A 16,879-nucleotide genomic window follows, 5' to 3' on the forward strand; every position below is an offset into this window, starting at 1 on the left:
CACTAAATGTCTGAATAATCATTATTTAAATGGGATATCGCAACATCTACTCTCGATTGTGAGCCACCTTCATCAAAAATGGTTTCATCTTGAATGATGTGTAATCGAATTATCTAGATTGGTATCGTACTAAAAATTAAAACAAAAAAAGCGACCCATAAGGTCGCTTCCAATATATCAAATTCTAAAACTGGCTGTTAGCCAATTATGCTAGTGCTTTCTCAAGTTCTGCACTAACTTCAGCAACTTGCTTAGTACCGTCAAACTTAAGGTACTGAGTGTTGCCTGCTTCAGCTTCTTTACCGTAGTAAGAGATAAGCGGAGCTGTTTGATCATGGTATACGCCTAGACGTGCACGTACTGTTTCTTCTTTGTCGTCATCACGTACCACTAGCTCTTCGCCAGTGATGTCATCTTTACCTTCTTCTTTAGGCGGGTTGTACACAGTGTGGTATGTACGGCCTGAAGGAAGGTGAGCACGACGACCAGCCATACGCTCAACAATCACATCGTCAGCTACGTCGAATTCAACAACGTAGTCTACTGCGATACCCATTTCTTTTAGGCCATCAGCTTGTGGGATTGTGCGTGGGAAACCGTCTAGTAGGAAACCTTTCTCACAGTCATCTTGAGCGATACGCTCTTTGATAAGACCAAGGATAATTTCATCAGAAACTAGCTGACCCGCGTCGATTACTGATTTAGCTTGCTTACCAAGCTCAGTACCCGCTTTGATAGCAGCACGTAGCATGTCACCAGTTGAAATTTGAGGGATACCAAATTTGTTCATGATGAAGTTAGCTTGAGTACCTTTACCCGCGCCAGGAGCACCTAGAAGAATGATGCGCATGTTTAATCCTCTTATAAAAATTATGATTTATACCGAAGCTCACTATCCCGCCTTTCAGGTTTAATTTAGGTCAAACAAGAGAGGTTAGGTAACAACTGAGGCTAAGCACAACTGTAAACAGAAGCAAAACGGTAAGTTTCGGTATAACGTTTAAAAATCATACAACTGGAGGCGATAGGTTCATACTCCCAGCTGATTAGGTCGAGCATTCTATCACATTAATATTCAATTTGGCTTAAATTAAGACTAAAGAATGTATCGACAGCGTTTGCTTTCGCTTTGTTAGCGACTTTAGCTACATTTCGATGAAGTTAAGCGACGTTCATAAAAAAAGCCCGCATTAGCGAGCTTTTAACTATAATTATGAGCTTAGCCCAAAGTCGAAATACTAACGTTTTGTCAGTAGTTCGTTGATTGCACCTAAGAATTGTGATGGATCTTCCATTGAGCCTTTTTCAGCCAGCATAGCTTGACCAAGGAGTAACTCAACCCAACGACCAAACGCCTGTTCGTCCGCTTCATCAGCCATCTGTTTCACAAGTGCGTGCTCAGGGTTAATCTCAAAGATGTACTTAACTTCAGGTGCCGCTTGACCCGCAGCTTCAAGAAGCTTAGCCATTTGCGTACCCATTTCGAAGTCGTCAGTCACAACAACCGCAGGCGTTGTTGCTAGCTTGAAGGTTGTACGAACTTCTTTAACACGACCACCTAGGTAAGCTTGAGTACGCTCAACAACAGACTTGAACTCTTCTTCTGTCTCTTTTTGCTTCTCTTTCTCTTCTTCACCCTCAAACTTGCTTAGGTCTAAGCCCGCTTTAGTGATCGATTGGAACTGCTTACCATCAAAATCAGTCAGGTAGTTCATTACGTACTCATCAATACGATCGTACATTAGAACAACTTCAATACCTTTCGCTTTGAACTGCTCTAAGTGAGGGCTGTTCTTAGCTGCAGCATAGCTGTCTGCCGTTAGGTAATAGATCTTGTCTTGGCCTTCTTTCATACGTTCAACGTAAGACGCTAGGCTGATGGTTTGATCAGCAGAATCCACTTCCGTTGACGAGAAACGAAGTAGACCAGCGATCTTCTCTTTGTTCGCCATGTCTTCAGCCGGGCCTTCTTTCAAGACTAGGCCGAACTCTTTCCAAAACTCTAGGTACTTATCATCGTCATTCTTCGCCATGCGCTCAAGCATAGTCAGTACACGCTTAGTACACGCGCCACGAAGGGACTGGGTTACCTTGTTATCTTGCAGAATTTCACGAGACACGTTGAGTGGCAGATCATTTGAGTCAATCAAGCCGCGAACGAAACGCATGTAAGACGGCATGAACTGCTCTGCGTCATCCATGATGAATACACGTTGTACATAAAGCTTCAAGCCGCTCTTATGATCACGGTTCATCATGTCCCAAGGTGCTTTAGCAGGGATATAAAGCAAGCTGGTGTAATCGTTCTTACCTTCAACTTTGTTGTGGCTCCAAGTTAATGGATCAGCGAAGTCATGAGATACGTGCTTGTAAAACTCTTGGTACTCTTCTTTTTCAATATCAGATTTGTTACGAGTCCAAAGCGCTTGAGCCTTGTTAATCTGTTCCCAATGCTTCTCTTCGGTGTCTTTACCTTCGTCATCTTTAACCGCAGTTAAGATAGAAACAGGAATACCGATGTGATCAGAATATTTACCAATCACTTCACGCAGACGCCACTCATTCAAGAATTCTTTACCATCTTCACGCATGTGGAGAATGATGTCAGTACCGCGAGATTCTTTGGTAATGTCTTCAATGGTGTAGTCGCCTTCACCAGCTGAATGCCATTGCACAGCTTCATCGCTTGCCAGCCCAGCAGCGCGAGTTCGCACAGTTACTGCGTCTGCAACGATAAATGCAGAATAGAAACCAACACCAAATTGACCAATCAATTGAGAGTCTTTGCTTTGGTCTTCAGACAGTTTTGAGAAAAAGTCTGCCGTACCTGATTTAGCTATGGTGCCTAAATGCTCAATAACGTTGTCGCGGCTCATGCCGATACCGTTATCAGAAATCGTTAAGGTGTTTGCTTCAGCGTTGAATGAAAGTTTTACACCTAGATCTGCATCACCTTGGTAAAGGTCACCGTTCGATAGAGCTTGAAAACGAAGCTTATCAGCCGCGTCAGATGCGTTAGAGATCAGCTCACGTAGAAAGATTTCTTTATTTGAATACAGTGAGTGAATCATTAGATGAAGTAGTTGTTTTACTTCAGATTGAAAGCCACGAGTCTCTTTATTTTGCGTTGCCGTTTCGCTCATTTTTACTCCAAAACATCTATACTTTATGTTGAATAACCATAGGGGCGTAACACTTGGTGCCACTCTTATGTTCATTAACATGAGGATGACAAATGTAAATTCAAGGTCAAAAAGCATAAAAACACTGTTTTTTTGATCGGTTTTTATTATCCTTGAGTCTGATAAATATAAAAGAACATAAAAGAAGCCATGATTTGGTGAAGAATTAACTGAACTTCACCTGAGATTTGTCTATTTCGCACCCCAAATCATCCAAAAGTAGAAGAATTCAATGAGCAATATCGGCACAAAGTTTATTCTCGCACAGCGGTTTGTCTTCGATCCAAACAGCAACTCACTTGTTGACCAAATGAGCGACGGCGAAGTCGTACGCCTTGGCAGCAATGAAAGCCGCATTCTCCTGATGCTGTCGGAAAGACCCAATGAAGTTATCACTCGCAACGAATTGCACGAATATGTTTGGCGAGACCAAGGCTTTGAGGTTGATGACTCTAGCTTAACGCAAGCAGTATCGACACTAAGAAAGATGCTGAAAGACTCGACCAAATCCCCAGAATTCGTAAAGACAGTGCCTAAACGCGGTTATCAATTTATTGCAACCGTTGAGCGCTCAGCACCACTGTCATCAAACGGTCAGCCAACAACAGCTGAAATTGCAGAAAGTGAAGTAGAACCTATCTTAACATTTGCTAATACCACATTAGCTGATGAGGTCATCACTGAAACTATTGATCCAGAGCCAACTGAAAAGGCTCAAGAAAATCATGTTGAAGTCGAGCCAGTAACCAATCAGGTTAAGCCTAAAGATGAAAGTTCGAATAAATGGTTAACGTTTGGAATGTTACTCGTCGCTTTCATCATGCCAATACTCGTTTTAACGTTAAAGAACCCAGCAGAGTCGGAATTCCGCACATTAGCAGAGGTTAATGGTGTCAAAGTTCAAACCCCAATCAACCATCCAACTCTGACTAGTTGGCTGCCAGCGATAGAGAAATGTGTATTGCGTTACAACACCAGCCACACTGGCATGCTAAAGCCAACTGAGGTGATTGCAACAGGCGGACAAGGTAACAATCTAGCTCTAAACTATATTCACCCTCAAGATTACTCGAGCGAGAATGTAACTCTAAGAATTTACGCAAACCAGTCGGATGTAAACGACATTTGTAACGGTGGTCAGTAACATGAAATTAAAAGTATCCATTATTTTACTGGTTATCTCTGCTTTCTTTAGCGGTTGGTTGTACTGGGGAAGCGATGCAAAAGTAGAGCGCTTGCTGACACAACACGAATGGCAATCGAAAATGGTGACGCTGATCAGCGATATCAAGCAAGAGGATTCAATCGGACCACTGCGTAAAGTTGAGTTGTCATCGAATGCGAAATACCTGCCAAATGGTACGTATCTGAGAATGGCTGTGGTTAAATTGTATGGCACTCAGACTGCACCCGCAAACGTCATCAATATTTCCGAAACCGGCCAGTGGGATATTAACGATAATTACTTACTGATCTCACCAACGGAGTTTAAAGATGTCACTTCTGCTGAGCGCCAAGACTTTTCGGAAGAGCAACTCGAACTGATCACTCAAGTGATTAAAATGGATGCAGAACAAAGCCGACGCATTGATATTATTAACCAGAAGGCACTGCTGCTCACTAGCTTAAATCATGGCTCTAGAGTGTTGTTCTCAAACTAAAACCAGTTCAAGCTAAAACTCAACAGTTATTTACTGTATATAATTAAACGATATACCAATAGAAAGGGGCATGATGCCCCTTTTTTGTGAGCCGTTGGCATCAAACTACTGTTTTAGAATTTTTAGGGATATCTATGAATACAGAACCAAGCTCGGTAAGTGCATCAATCACCAAGGCCACCATCGCAATACACTATTGTCGTCAATGTAATTGGATGCTTCGCTCAAGCTGGTTGTGCCAAGAATTGCTGCACACTTTCAGTGAGGAGATAGAACAAGTCAGTCTACACCCTGATACGGGCGGACGATTCGAGATCTTTTGTAATGGGACACAGATTTGGGAAAGAAAAGCGGATGGCGGCTTTCCTGAGGCTAAAGTTCTGAAGCAAAGAGTACGAAACATCATTGCTCCAGACAAAAACCTCGGCCACGTGGATTCAAAGTAAAGCTACGCGACCGATTTTATTAATTAAAGCTGACCGCTCACAATCAAGTCACCTTCAAGGCTGATCACTTTGAAGGCATTGTTTTCATATAGACCATAGCTTGCTGCGTGCCCTTCTCGTGGGAAAGTCACTGAGCTAGGGTTGAAAATGAAGATATCATCTTGGTATTCGGCAACTGGAACATGGGTATGTCCATGCGCAATAATATCACCCGCTTTCAATGCTGGTCGCTTCGTTGTGTTATACAGGTGACCATGAGTTAAGAAAATACGCTGACCCGATTCCAATAACACCCATGAGTAATCCATCATCATTGGGAAAGACAACAGCATCTGATCCACTTCGCTGTCGCAGTTACCACGAACGGCAATGATCTCTTGAAAAAACGCATTCAACTTCTCTGCAACCGCCGGCGGGTTGTATCCCTCTGGAATCGGGTTTCTTGGACCATGATTCAGAATATCACCCAATAGAACCAAATATTGCGCACCAGAGGCTTGGTATAGCTCTAATACTTTTTCTGTTGCTGGCAGCGAACCGTGTAGGTCTGAAGCAAAAAATAATTTCACACGTACTTCTCCATAAAATTTATGAGCCTATTGTACGTATCTAACCGCTACACGTCATCTCTCGCCATACCGTTGATCACGATATTATTGTAACTAACCATACCGACTATTTTATGGTCACTGACCACAGGGGCGCGACTGATACCAAAACGCTCAAATAAGCGTGCACAATACTTCACATTCATATCGGCAGACACGCTCAAAGCCGGTTTAGTCATGATTTCATAAACGTTAGTGCGCTTAGGCGAGCGGTTCTTCGCTAACACTTTCTTAGCAATATCATTCATCAATACGATGCCGTATTCGTCATCTTCGTGGCGCTTATCGACAATGATAGCTTTCACTTTATGCTTCTTAGCCATCTCTATCGCTTCCAACACAGTGGTTAGCCCATCGATAATCACATACGTATTAGCCATTACATCGCTTACTCGGATTTTTTTACTGCCACTCATAACTCGTCCTCCACAACCTTAGTTAATGTTTCAACTTGGTGCGCAACCCCGACTGCATCTTCGACATCAATCTGCACTGCTATCCCTTGCCCAGACTCTTGGTCGAACTCCCCCACTTCACCGATAGTTTCTAGAATATGCCTAGCTAGATGCTCCTCGACGACAAACAGCAGCACATCTTTCTGCACCTCTAACGTTAACCCAAAGAAGGTGCGCTTTTGGTTTAGCCCCTGCCCTCTGGCATTGTTAATCACGGTTGCTCCGGTTGCGCCCGCATCACGCGCGGCGTCGAGCACGATATCGGTCTTGCTCTCTTCTACAAACGCTAAGATAAGTTTAAAGCGCATCTTTGCTCTCCTTAGAGGATTGTGATCGGTTTAGCCATTGCGTTATTTGGGCATACCCCATCACGGATATAATTGGAAATAAGCTCGCGAAAGCAATCAACCCAAAGCCATCAATTAGCGGATTTCTTCCTGGCACCGTTGACGCGAGTCCCAACCCAAGTGCCGTCACTAAAGGAACCGTCACCGTTGATGTCGTAACTCCACCAGAATCGTAAGCTAACGGAATAATCAATTTGGGAGCATAAAAGGTTTGAATCACCACAATGACATAACCAACAATGATGTAGTAATGGATAGGGTCGCCAGCCACGATGCGATAACTACCTAGCGATATGCCAATCGCTACGCCTAACGCCACGGAGATCCTCAGCCCGTTAACACTGATACTGCCACCGGAAACTTGGTTTGCCTTAATAGCAACGGCGATCAAAGAAGGCTCGGCTATCGTGGTACTGAAACCAATACAAAACGCGAAAAGGTAAACCCAGTAATAATCAAACCAAACTAAGGCAAGGCCTGAACTGAGCTTGAACTCAGTCAAAAAACTTGGTTCGGTGAGTTGCATTGCCATCGTCTCCCCTAAAGGAAACAGCGCGAGCTCTAACCCCATCAAAAAGAGCGACAACCCAAGAATGACGTAAAAGAAACCTATCAGCACTTTGCCTAAGTTATTAACTGGCTTACGCAGCACCGCTAATTGGAAACCGAAGATGATCACCGCAATCGGAATCACATCCATGACAGTGCCAAGAAAGGTGTCAATAAATTGCTGAGCACTGATCATGTCACCACCATCCCGTAGACCATGACAAACATCATCGGCAGCAGTGAAGCAAAGGCGATCAATCCAAAGCCATCAATCATCGGATTTCGCCCTTTAATCGCAGAGGCTAAACCCACGCCCAATGCGGTCACTAACGGAACGGTAATGGTCGATGTAGTCACTCCGCCGGAGTCATACGCAATCCCAATGATATTTTCAGGGGCGAAAGCGGTGAGCACCACCACACCAATATAACCACCGATGATCATGTACTGGATTGGCCAACCTTTTAAGATCCGCAGCACCCCAAGTAAAATAGCGATACCGACAGACAATGCTACGGTGAAACGCAGACCATCTGCATATTCTTCCATTTCATCTAACGTATTGGGGATGACGCCTCCCTCGGCGGCCACTTCCGCGGCTTCGGCCGCCACTGCGGTTAACGCAGGTTCGGCAATGGTGGTACCAAAACCTAAACAGAAAGCGAAGGTCAATAGCCAAAACACACTGCCCTTTCGCGCAAAAGCTTGAGCCATCGATTCGCCAATCGGGAACAACCCCATTTCAAGGCCAAAGATAAAGAAAGTCAGACCAAAAACCACCAGCACTAAGCCAGTTAGAATAGACAACAGATGAGGGAGTGGTTCTTGCAAAACAGCAAGCTGGAAGAAAGCAATCACCGCGACAATCGGCAAGAGATCCCTTAGGCTACCTAACATGGCTCGAAACAAAGCAAGCACTGCCGTCATCGCAACTCCTAGTCATTGAAATTGTGTCTGGTTATTAATTACTAATAATCATGGCAAATCCTTATCATTCCTTATGTGACAAATATTACGCAGTTGGTAACATATCTGAGTAAAGTGCATAAGTGTGATAGCGGTATACATCCTAACCTGATGAATTTAATTTCATTCTTTCGTAAATTGATACGGCGTAATTTGGGTATCACACAATTGAAACCAACTGATCGTTATAGTGATTTTTTCGTATTGATTAGCGTTCAAAAACAAGCCATGTCTATAATTATGTTTAATAGGGAGATTGGTATGAAGATATTGTTAACTGGTGGTACGGGATTTATTGGTTCTGAATTGGTCAAAAGTTGGAATACTGACGATGTGACATTGTTGACACGGAGCCCCGAAAAAGCGAAGCAAAACCTAAATCACCTGAACCAGAATAACCTTCATTACATTCAATCTCTTGATGAACTCAGCGATCTCAATGACTTCGATTGGGTGGTAAACCTTGCTGGCGAACCGATCGCTGACAAGCGTTGGAGTGCGGAGCAAAAAGAAAGGATCTGTAACAGTCGCTGGCACATCACTGAAAAACTGGTCGAGTTAATTCATGCCAGTAGCAACCCACCCGAGGTTTTTATTAGCGGGTCAGCCGTTGGCTATTATGGCGATCAACAGCAACACCCATTTGATGAATCACTACAAGTAGAAGACGAAAGTTTCCCTCATAAAGTCTGTGCCCACTGGGAAGAGATAGCTAAGCGAGCTCAATCAGATAACACGCGTGTGATCCTACTTCGAACAGGGATTGTGTTGAGCGAAAATGGCGGCGCGCTGAAGAAGATGCTAATGCCCTACAAACTTGGTGTAGGTGGGCCACTAGGTTCAGGCGAGCAATACATGCCTTGGATTCACATGCTAGATATGGTGAGAGCTATCAACCACTTGTTGTCGATTCCTCACGCTCAAGGGGAGTTTAATATGTGTGCCCCACACCCTGTGACTAACAAACTGTTCAGCAGTACGTTAGCCAAACAATTGGGCCGACCGCATTTCTTGTTCACACCGAAATGGGCAATGTTACTTCTGATGGGAGAATCATCTTGTTTACTATTTGATAGCATCCGCTCCAAACCAAAAAAGCTCACCGAAATGGGATTCATCTTTAGTTACTCAAGAATCGAGCCTGCACTAAAAAACTTGTTACAACATCAAGACTAATTCTTTACCCTAGGGTTATAGAGACTCTAATAAAGGATTAAGCGTGAATAAGTCGATTCTTATCACTGGTTGTTCAACGGGTATTGGTTACACATGTGCTCATGCGCTTCAAAAGCGTGGTTTTCATGTCATTGCATCGTGTCGTCATCCGCAAGATGTACAGCGTCTGCAAGATGAAGGGTTGACCTGCATACAGCTCGATCTTTCTAATCAACAAAACATTGAACAAGCTGCACAGCTTGCTATCGAGCTGGCGCCTAACGGATTGTATGGCTTGTTCAATAACGGCGCTTATGGTCAAGCAGGAGCGCTGGAAGATTTACCAACTCAAGGGCTCAGAGAGCAATTCGAAACCAACTTCTTTGGCTGGCATCATCTTGTTTGTCAGATACTTCCGCACATGCGCGAACGCGGCGAAGGTCGAATCGTACAAAACAGTTCCGTATTAGGCTTTGCGGCCATGAAATATCGTGGCGCCTATAACGCTTCAAAGTTCGCGATTGAAGGTTGGACTGACACTCTGCGTTTAGAACTGCATGGCAGTGGTATACACATCTCATTACTTCAACCCGGTCCTATTGAAACCCAGTTTAGAACTAACGCCCTAAAGACTTTCAATAAGTGGATACGCATCGAAGGCAGTGTCCACCAAGAAGCTTATCAGCAACAAAAAGACCGACTTGAAAAAGAGTCGTCGAACAACGCTTTTGTTCTGCCTGCTGAAAGCTGCATTGAACCCGTTTTTCACGCGCTGACTGCGAATAAGCCGAAGTTAAGGTATCGAGTGACGACACCAACCAAGGTGTTCGCAGTGTTAAAAAGGCTCCTACCAAGCCGCTTGCTAGACCCTATTTTGAGAAAAGCAGCATAAATTACTAACTTTGAATGCACAGTCGCAAACTTTAATGTAACGATGTAATTTATTCGTAACAATAAGATGTCATGATTTAGCCTATCTCATCAATTATTCCCAATTGATGACGCTACTTCTGGATATGTCATGACTTTAAACCGCCTTAATTGGGTAGGTGTGAGTTTGGCTATTACGTTGTTTATTCTGTTTTGAATATCTTAAGTAATACCTCACTGACCACCTCAATGAGAACGCTGTGTCTTCCGTGTTGAGATAACAACTCTATCAACATCGAAGCATGGCGTTTTTCTATTTTTAGCGCTTTTTATCTGAGATAACTGAGTTAGATCTTGAAGTTACCGACTTCTCACCCCATATTTGCAACGTATCCACAAAACAAACCTCAAGGAACGTAAATGCAATCTCCGCATATTGTTGAACTTAATGAGCAGAACTTTCGTCAAGTATTAGAAGGTTCGATGCAGACCCCTGTACTCATCCATTTTTGGGCACCAATGAGCCAAGAGAGCGCCCAAGTCATTCCTGAACTTCAAACATTAACTCAGCAATACAACGGTGCTTTCACGTTAGCCCTACTGAATTGCGAGCAAGAACAAGCGATTGCTAGCCAGTTTGGTGTTCAAGCATTGCCGACTGTTGCACTGTTTGTTAACGGTCAACCTGTCGACGGCCTAGGTGGCCCTCAAAGCTTAGAAGCAATTGTAGAGATGCTAGGCAAACACCTTCCAAGTCAAGATGAACTCGCACTGCGTCAAGCTCTAGAGCAAATGCAGGCTGGCGATCACACACAAGCCTTAGCTGCAATGCAGCAACTTCCAGCTGAGCTAACGAATAAAGGTGAAGTAAAACTGGCGATCGCAGAGTGTTTGTTAGAAACGCAACAATTTGATCTTGCAGAAACTCAGCTAGCCACTATTCCTCTAGAGTACCAAGATAATTACTATAAAGGCTTAATCGCGAAGCTGGAGCTTCACAAGCAGGCAGCCGACAGCCCTGAAATACAAGCATTAGAAGCCGTACTCCAGCAAAACCCAAGCGATGCTAAGACAGCGTCTAAATTGGCACTGCAATATCACCAAGTGAATCGCAGTGAAGAAGCAATGGATCTCTTGTGGTCTTTCTTAGCCAAAGATCTAAATACGCTTGATGGCGACATGAAAAAAGAGTTCATGGACATCTTGAGTGCACTGGGGCAAGGTAACCCCGTTGCCAGTAAATATCGTCGACAGCTGTACTCTCTACTTTACTAGTTAAAACTTAAAAAGCGTTAGATTAAACATCGAAAACTGACAATTTAATCAATTAGATTGTCGAATTAAACAGTGTAAAATGGGCCATAAAATCAATATTTTATGGCCCATTTCTCGTTTATAAATTTGCTCAGAATTTAAATATGAGCCAGTATCAAGAGTGAACTATCAAAAACTTAAACTTGCAAAGGATTCTGTATGGCTATTGATACATTGATTACTATCGGCGTCTTTACTGTCGTCGCACTACTGTTTATTTTTGCCGGAGTAAAAACGGTTCCGCAAGGCAATAACTGGACTGTAGAACGCTTCGGCCGTTATACACAAACCCTCAAACCAGGTCTAAACCTGATCATTCCATTTATCGATAAAATCGGACAACGCATCAGTATGATGGAGCGTGTTCTTGATATACCAGCTCAAGAAGTCATCTCTAAAGACAACGCAAACGTCGTTATTGATGCTGTGTGTTTCGTTCAAGTGATCGATGCCCCTAAAGCGGCTTATGAGGTGAATGATCTTGAGCATGCGATTCGTAATTTAACCCTCACCAATATCCGTACCGTACTTGGCTCTATGGAATTGGATGAAATGCTTAGCCAACGTGACATGATCAATACCAAGCTATTAAATATTGTTGATGAAGCAACAAACCCTTGGGGTGTAAAGGTTACACGTATCGAGATTAAAGACGTACAGCCACCAGCCGATCTTACCGCTGCAATGAATGCTCAAATGAAAGCCGAGCGTAACAAGCGTGCAGATATCCTAGAGGCAGAGGGTGTACGACAAGCTGAGATATTGAAAGCAGAAGGTCACAAGCAATCAGAAATCTTAAAAGCAGAAGGCCAAAAGCAAGCAGCTATCCTGCAAGCTGAAGCTCGTGAACGGGCTGCCGAAGCTGAAGCTAAAGCGACAGAAATGGTATCAACAGCGATTGCTCAAGGTGACATGCAAGCTGTCAACTACTTTATCGCACAAGGGTATACTGATGCTCTGAAATCAATTGGCCAAGCAGAAAACGGTAAGATCATCATGCTACCGCTCGAAGCGACTGGACTAATGGGCTCTGTTGCAGGTATTGCAGAGATGTTTGCACATAAGAATGACAAGGGTAGTAAGGACTAACTTATGGTCGAATTACTCGAACAACTAAATTACTGGCATTGGTTAGCTTTTGGGCTAGCGTTGCTAGCACTTGAGCTGATTGGAACCGCTGGTTACTTTTTGTGGATAGGCATCTCTGCCATGCTGGTCGGAGCGCTATTAGGCGCGCTACCAATCGGTTGGCAGATGCAATGGCTATCTTTTGCGAGCTTCTCACTTATCACCACTTGGCTGTGGTGGAGAAGACAACTATCTAGTGACAAGCAATCTGACGCTACTCGAGACCTTAATCAGCGAGAGAAACAGCTGATTGGAAGAAAGACTCGCCTCTTAGAATCGGTACAAAAAGGGAACTGCAGGATAAAGCTAGGCGATAGCTCATGGTCTGCGATGAGTACACATGATATTGATGCGGGAGAAGAAGTCGTGATTACTGCTGTCGATGGCATTGTTCTCACGATAAGCCCTACTAAACAATAATCAAGAAAACCTTCCTTCAAAGCCATAAGTAACCAATTTATGGCTTTTTCTCTACAAGTGAATCGATAATTGGGCAATGACTATTTGAATCACCAGGGCACTGTTCAACCCACTCTTTCAATGTCTTCTGAATGATCAATAAGTCTTCAATTTTTTTATTCACTTCTTCCAGTTTACTCTGCGCTTTTGCTTTAACATCGGCACTTTCGCGACATGGATTATCGGCTAATTCAACAAGCGCACGACACTCATCAAGCGAAAAACCAGCGCTTCTCGCTTTCGCTACGATTCCGAGCTCTTTAATCTGCTTCTCACCATAAAACCGATAACCATTTTCAGAACGCAACGGTGCAGATATCACCCCTTTGTCTTCATACAAACGAATAGACTTAGGTGATAACTGCGTGAGGCTTGCAACTTCGCTTATGTTCATAATATTACTCAAGTAAATATCGCTTAAAAACTATTTAGAAACCTAAGACTATTATTCAAACATCTAGGAATGCTAACTACCGGAACAAAAGTATTGAAAGCAATATAATGTTCGAAAATAAAGTCTGCTGTTTATGGCTATTTTACACCAAATGATGAAAGTAGCTTAGATTTTCCCACAAGCTCAAACGTTTACTATCAACAAGTTACTGATTGAGATAGGAAAATAAGCATTGGTTATTTTTCATAGGAAATTTTTTGATCTTTTGATCTTTGATAAATACCTCACGTACTGATGAAAGTCTCTTGATTGAAGAGATTTTTAGTGAGGTGTCATTATGAAATGTTATCTAGCGTTAATTTTTAGCTTAGTTTTAAGCTTCTCTGTATCCGCCCAAAATGTAGGAAGCACTGCATCTGGACCGATCATAAAATGTGACTTAGGAAGTAGTGTTGTAGAATATATGCCTATCGTTATATGCAAGCATAGTAATGGTAAGGTTCTACACTAACAAAAAAGGAGCCTAGGCTCCTTTCCTTTAAAACTCGATTAATTGTTTAATTATCGTTTTACGTTCTTCTTTGGAAGCTTTGTTAAACCAATATTCGAACATTTCAATCTCTTTGACATTATCACCTAAAGAATCAACAACACCATTTCGATTGGCTACAGACCAGTTAATAACAGAATCTCTTTGTTCCGTCGGAATTTGTTCAAACCAATATTTTGACATCTCTTGAGCTTGGCTTACCGGCTCTTGCTGAAGCGCGGGAACTGCAACTACAGGTGTTGCTGCGACTACAGGTGCTGCTACCATTACTGGTTTAGCTGTTGCGTTTTTATCGCCCGTATTTACGATTGCTTCAATGTAGCCAGCAGGAATAGAAAACGAAATGCTGTTCGCATTTGAAACCTGGACATCAAAAATTAGATCTTTAAAAGGTGCTTCGTTGAAGATTTCATTAGATACAGGAAATTGCACATACTGTGTTTGAGTACATATATCGCTGCATGTTTCAGCTGAAGCCGCATAAGGTTTTAATGGCACTTTACCTTCAGAACCTTGAACTAAGACAGAGCGATACTCGTTGTAATTTTTAAAGTACTGAAGCTCCATCGTTATGTATGAATCAGGTACCGCTACAGTGCTGTTCGGGGTAACGTAATTTAGCTCTAAAGACGAGTTAACTAGCTGACCTTGTCTAACTTCAAGCACATCAGGAGACAACGACTCACCAACGACGATTTGGTAATTTTGCTTACTCTCTATTCTTTTAACGGAATCTGTAAAATCACTATTAGAATCTAATGTTGTACATCCAATTAAGAATAAAGGAATCGATGCTAAAACTATTTTTTTCATATTAACAACCTCGAGGGTTTCCCCATAATATTATTTCGATGCCTTTTCTTTCTTAGGCTGGACCAGAAATGAATATGCGCCGACTAATTAGTCAGCGCATCTCTTTACTTAAAGCATGGTTTCAATTAGAAGCCGTACTCTAAACCAATACGTGTAACGAACGTATCTGTGTTAGCAATAGAGCCTTTATCGTCAGCTTTGATATCACGCTGTGCAATACGGATGTAAGGAACAAAGCCGTTATGAACGTACATTAGCTGACCTGAGATTACGCTATCTTCATCAGCGTTTTTAACACCATCAGTTTCAGACTCTAGGTTAGCTGCGTAACCTAGTTTGAAGCCCCAAGGGCCGTTCCAGTACTGACCGATTACAGAGTATGAAGCCTGTTCAGACTTAGCGCCGCCTTGAACATCTGACTCACCCGCTTTGTAGGCTGCAGAAATACCGAAGCCTGCTGGAAGTGATGCTTCAAAACCGATTAGGTAACCAAATGTATCAGCCATTTCAGCTGAAGTTGCAGCAACCGCTGCAGTCGCATCACCAAAGTTAATACCTGTACCACACCCAGAACTTACTAGACATGTACCAGCAGCTTTTGCATCCGTACCAGCTTTAAGTTGACGATCTGATTCAGATTCAACAGCAGCGTGGAAAGTAACCGTATCAGCTAAACGGTAGTGAGCCGCCGCGCCGTAGAAGTAGTTATCTTTAACACTTGAGTCACCACGACCTGTTGCTAGGTTGAATGTAAAACCATTCAAGTCAGCAGAATCGTATCGAGCCATATCACCATGACGGTCACGGTTATATTTCACATCGCCGCCCCAGTCCCATACTGCGCCCAAACCTGGGTTAGCATAAGGCCAGTCAATTACTTCATACATTGGCGTCAGCATACGACCAAAACGTACTTTACCCCAGTCACCTTGCAGGCCTAAAAATGTATCACGGTTACCTAGTGTCGCACCGTCACCGTTTTCACCAACGTAACCAGATTCAATTTGCATGAATACGTTCACGTTTTCGAACATGTCTTTACTTGCACGGAAACCAATTCGAGATTCATTCTCGTAGTCGTAACCCGTACCAGTGTCAGTTTTTACGCCGTTTTTGGTTTTTTCTGAATCGTAGTTAACAACAGAAATTGCTGCTACACCGTAAGCCTGAACATTAAAATCTGAGATAACGCCAACTTGTGAAGATTCAGATGCGAATGCACCACTTGAAATCATCGCAACTGCAGCACCAAGTAAAGTACGTTTGAAAATTTTGTTTTCCATGGAATAAAACTCCTAAAAATGGATATAGCTGTTTGAATATTTCCCGCCTAAAGTTGGCCGCCGTAGAGAGAAATACCTTTTCTTGTTTGAGAACCCTTAAACACCGAATTCTCGATTTCCTTTCTGGTTATACACATCGTGTGCATCCATGGCATTAAGACTAACTTCGCCCTCAAAAAGATCAATGAGAACTTAATTTCCATCTAAAAAAATATGAGTTGGTGCAAATTTATCATGTACTTAGTGATCCAGATCTACTAATTGAAAAAACCGAAGAAACAAAGAACAAAAACATTAAAAAACAAAAGCTTACAAAAAAGCTGACCTGTTAAAAATTGATATCACTCGCATTTAGCAAACAACTATAACAACATTTCATTAATGTTGAGCGTCATCACTGTCCTGATTTCATAGTTCGTATAGGAACAAATTTATCAACAATTAAAAAGTCATCATTTTTATATCAGAAACAAAAAAGGCACGCCCTTGAAAGGAGTGCCTTTGAGTTTTTTTTATCTGTATTTACTTACGAAATAAGGGCTATTAGATCTTCTTCTGTTCTTATTTCGATATCTAAATCTTGTGCTTTGGTCAGTTTAGAACCTGCCGCTTCACCAGCAGAATCAGGACATGAGTCGACGTGCTACGGCTGAAACACTAGATATTGACAGCCATCTTATTTTTGGTTCATCGCGGCTT

18 protein-coding genes and 1 pseudogene are annotated in these 16,879 nt (G+C 42.7%); 8 read left to right on the forward strand and 11 right to left on the reverse strand.

The window, feature by feature from the left end; translation table 11 throughout:
* Positions 1-205 precede the first annotated feature (205 nt).
* Together adk and htpG are read right to left on the reverse strand one after the other, a co-directional pair.
* Positions 206-850, reverse strand: coding sequence for an adenylate kinase (gene adk / locus AB4407_RS05705; protein WP_372119466.1), 645 nt, complete (start codon positions 848-850; stop codon positions 206-208).
* A 388-nt stretch (positions 851-1,238) separates the two neighbouring features.
* Positions 1,239-3,143, reverse strand: a complete 1,905-nt coding sequence (gene htpG, locus AB4407_RS05710) for a molecular chaperone HtpG (protein WP_372119468.1) — start codon at positions 3,141-3,143, stop codon at positions 1,239-1,241.
* 271 nt (positions 3,144-3,414) lie between these two features.
* Here htpG and AB4407_RS05715 point away from each other — a divergent pair, with 271 nt between their 5' ends.
* From AB4407_RS05715 to AB4407_RS05725, 3 genes are all read left to right on the forward strand, one after another.
* Positions 3,415-4,326 (forward strand): transcriptional regulator, encoded by a 912-nt coding sequence (locus tag AB4407_RS05715; RefSeq protein ID WP_372119470.1) that lies wholly within the window; start codon positions 3,415-3,417, stop codon positions 4,324-4,326.
* Position 4,327: 1 nt separating this feature from the next.
* Positions 4,328-4,843 (forward strand): regulatory protein ToxS, encoded by a 516-nt coding sequence (locus tag AB4407_RS05720; protein WP_304564667.1) that lies wholly within the window; start codon positions 4,328-4,330, stop codon positions 4,841-4,843.
* A gap of 134 nt (positions 4,844-4,977) precedes the next feature.
* On the forward strand, positions 4,978-5,289 hold the full coding sequence (locus AB4407_RS05725) for a SelT/SelW/SelH family protein (RefSeq protein WP_372119472.1): 312 nt from the start codon (positions 4,978-4,980) through the stop codon (positions 5,287-5,289).
* Between the two features lie 23 nt (positions 5,290-5,312).
* On the opposite strand, the gene yfcE is transcribed toward AB4407_RS05725, so the two are convergent.
* From yfcE to AB4407_RS05750, 5 genes are read right to left on the reverse strand one after another with little or no spacing between them, the layout of a single operon-like run.
* The gene (gene yfcE / locus AB4407_RS05730) at positions 5,313-5,858 is read right to left on the reverse strand and encodes a phosphodiesterase (RefSeq protein ID WP_372119474.1); all 546 of its coding nucleotides are present in this window, start codon (positions 5,856-5,858) and stop codon (positions 5,313-5,315) included.
* Between the two features lie 47 nt (positions 5,859-5,905).
* Positions 5,906-6,313: a CBS domain-containing protein gene (locus AB4407_RS05735; protein WP_372119476.1), complete on the reverse strand. Its 408-nt coding sequence runs from the start codon at positions 6,311-6,313 to the stop codon at positions 5,906-5,908.
* The gene (locus AB4407_RS05740; RefSeq protein WP_009847348.1) at positions 6,310-6,660 is read right to left on the reverse strand and encodes a P-II family nitrogen regulator; all 351 of its coding nucleotides are present in this window, start codon (positions 6,658-6,660) and stop codon (positions 6,310-6,312) included. The genes AB4407_RS05735 and AB4407_RS05740 overlap by 4 nt, the downstream gene beginning before the upstream one ends.
* Positions 6,650-7,444, reverse strand: a complete 795-nt coding sequence (locus AB4407_RS05745) for a DUF1538 domain-containing protein (RefSeq protein ID WP_372119478.1) — start codon at positions 7,442-7,444, stop codon at positions 6,650-6,652. Before AB4407_RS05745 ends, AB4407_RS05740 begins: the two co-directional genes overlap by 11 nt.
* Positions 7,441-8,175, reverse strand: a complete 735-nt coding sequence (locus AB4407_RS05750) for a DUF1538 domain-containing protein (RefSeq protein ID WP_048660868.1) — start codon at positions 8,173-8,175, stop codon at positions 7,441-7,443. The genes AB4407_RS05745 and AB4407_RS05750 overlap by 4 nt, the downstream gene beginning before the upstream one ends.
* Positions 8,176-8,475: 300 nt before the next feature.
* On the opposite strand from AB4407_RS05750, the gene AB4407_RS05755 reads away from it, so the two are divergent.
* The 5 genes from AB4407_RS05755 (at position 8,476) to AB4407_RS05775 (ending at position 13,101) form a co-directional block, all read left to right on the forward strand.
* The gene (locus AB4407_RS05755; RefSeq protein WP_372119480.1) at positions 8,476-9,390 is read left to right on the forward strand and encodes a TIGR01777 family oxidoreductase; all 915 of its coding nucleotides are present in this window, start codon (positions 8,476-8,478) and stop codon (positions 9,388-9,390) included.
* Positions 9,391-9,433: 43 nt separating this feature from the next.
* Entirely contained in the window at positions 9,434-10,261 is an 828-nt protein-coding gene (locus AB4407_RS05760) for an SDR family oxidoreductase (protein ID WP_372119482.1), read from the forward strand.
* Between the two features lie 398 nt (positions 10,262-10,659).
* Positions 10,660-11,514 (forward strand): co-chaperone YbbN, encoded by an 855-nt coding sequence (locus AB4407_RS05765; RefSeq protein ID WP_372119484.1) that lies wholly within the window; start codon positions 10,660-10,662, stop codon positions 11,512-11,514.
* Positions 11,515-11,712: 198 nt separating this feature from the next.
* Complete coding sequence (locus AB4407_RS05770) at positions 11,713-12,642, forward strand: SPFH domain-containing protein (protein ID WP_372119486.1); 930 nt, start codon at positions 11,713-11,715, stop codon at positions 12,640-12,642.
* Between the two features lie 3 nt (positions 12,643-12,645).
* A complete protein-coding gene (locus tag AB4407_RS05775; protein ID WP_372119488.1) occupies positions 12,646-13,101 on the forward strand; it encodes an NfeD family protein in 456 nt (151 codons plus the stop codon).
* A 37-nt stretch (positions 13,102-13,138) separates the two neighbouring features.
* Here the strand turns inward: AB4407_RS05775 and cueR are convergent, their stop codons facing one another.
* The 4 genes and pseudogenes from cueR to AB4407_RS05795 all read right to left on the reverse strand — a co-directional run.
* Positions 13,139-13,534 carry a Cu(I)-responsive transcriptional regulator gene (gene cueR, locus AB4407_RS05780; protein WP_372119490.1) on the reverse strand — a complete coding sequence of 132 codons (396 nt, stop codon included), beginning with the start codon at positions 13,532-13,534 and terminating at the stop codon, positions 13,139-13,141.
* Between the two features lie 538 nt (positions 13,535-14,072).
* Complete coding sequence (locus tag AB4407_RS05785) at positions 14,073-14,897, reverse strand: DUF2057 domain-containing protein (protein ID WP_372119492.1); 825 nt, start codon at positions 14,895-14,897, stop codon at positions 14,073-14,075.
* Positions 14,898-15,022: 125 nt separating this feature from the next.
* Entirely contained in the window at positions 15,023-16,180 is a 1,158-nt protein-coding gene (locus tag AB4407_RS05790; RefSeq protein WP_372119494.1) for a porin, read from the reverse strand.
* 526 nt (positions 16,181-16,706) lie between these two features.
* Positions 16,707-16,799: pseudogene (locus tag AB4407_RS05795) on the reverse strand (DNA ligase); the annotation flags it as partial.
* Positions 16,800-16,879 lie beyond the last annotated feature (80 nt).

Origin of the sequence: Vibrio sp. 10N.261.46.E11, from assembly GCF_041472735.1 — a bacterium.
Taxonomy (GTDB): Bacteria; Pseudomonadota; Gammaproteobacteria; order Enterobacterales; family Vibrionaceae; genus Vibrio.

Coding starts and splice junctions, on each gene's coding strand:
- adk (WP_372119466.1), bottom strand. CDS start 850: ATGCGCATCATTCTTCTAGGTGCTCCTGGCGCGGGTAAAGGTACTCAA.
- htpG (WP_372119468.1), bottom strand. CDS start 3,143: ATGAGCGAAACGGCAACGCAAAATAAAGAGACTCGTGGCTTTCAATCT.
- AB4407_RS05715 (WP_372119470.1), top strand. CDS start 3,415: ATGAGCAATATCGGCACAAAGTTTATTCTCGCACAGCGGTTTGTCTTC.
- AB4407_RS05720 (WP_304564667.1), top strand. CDS start 4,328: ATGAAATTAAAAGTATCCATTATTTTACTGGTTATCTCTGCTTTCTTT.
- AB4407_RS05725 (WP_372119472.1), top strand. CDS start 4,978: ATGAATACAGAACCAAGCTCGGTAAGTGCATCAATCACCAAGGCCACC.
- AB4407_RS05735 (WP_372119476.1), bottom strand. CDS start 6,313: ATGAGTGGCAGTAAAAAAATCCGAGTAAGCGATGTAATGGCTAATACG.
- AB4407_RS05740 (WP_009847348.1), bottom strand. CDS start 6,660: ATGCGCTTTAAACTTATCTTAGCGTTTGTAGAAGAGAGCAAGACCGAT.
- AB4407_RS05745 (WP_372119478.1), bottom strand. CDS start 7,444: ATGATCAGTGCTCAGCAATTTATTGACACCTTTCTTGGCACTGTCATG.
- AB4407_RS05750 (WP_048660868.1), bottom strand. CDS start 8,175: ATGACGGCAGTGCTTGCTTTGTTTCGAGCCATGTTAGGTAGCCTAAGG.
- AB4407_RS05755 (WP_372119480.1), top strand. CDS start 8,476: ATGAAGATATTGTTAACTGGTGGTACGGGATTTATTGGTTCTGAATTG.
- AB4407_RS05765 (WP_372119484.1), top strand. CDS start 10,660: ATGCAATCTCCGCATATTGTTGAACTTAATGAGCAGAACTTTCGTCAA.
- AB4407_RS05770 (WP_372119486.1), top strand. CDS start 11,713: ATGGCTATTGATACATTGATTACTATCGGCGTCTTTACTGTCGTCGCA.
- AB4407_RS05775 (WP_372119488.1), top strand. CDS start 12,646: ATGGTCGAATTACTCGAACAACTAAATTACTGGCATTGGTTAGCTTTT.
- cueR (WP_372119490.1), bottom strand. CDS start 13,534: ATGAACATAAGCGAAGTTGCAAGCCTCACGCAGTTATCACCTAAGTCT.
- AB4407_RS05785 (WP_372119492.1), bottom strand. CDS start 14,897: ATGAAAAAAATAGTTTTAGCATCGATTCCTTTATTCTTAATTGGATGT.
- AB4407_RS05790 (WP_372119494.1), bottom strand. CDS start 16,180: ATGGAAAACAAAATTTTCAAACGTACTTTACTTGGTGCTGCAGTTGCG.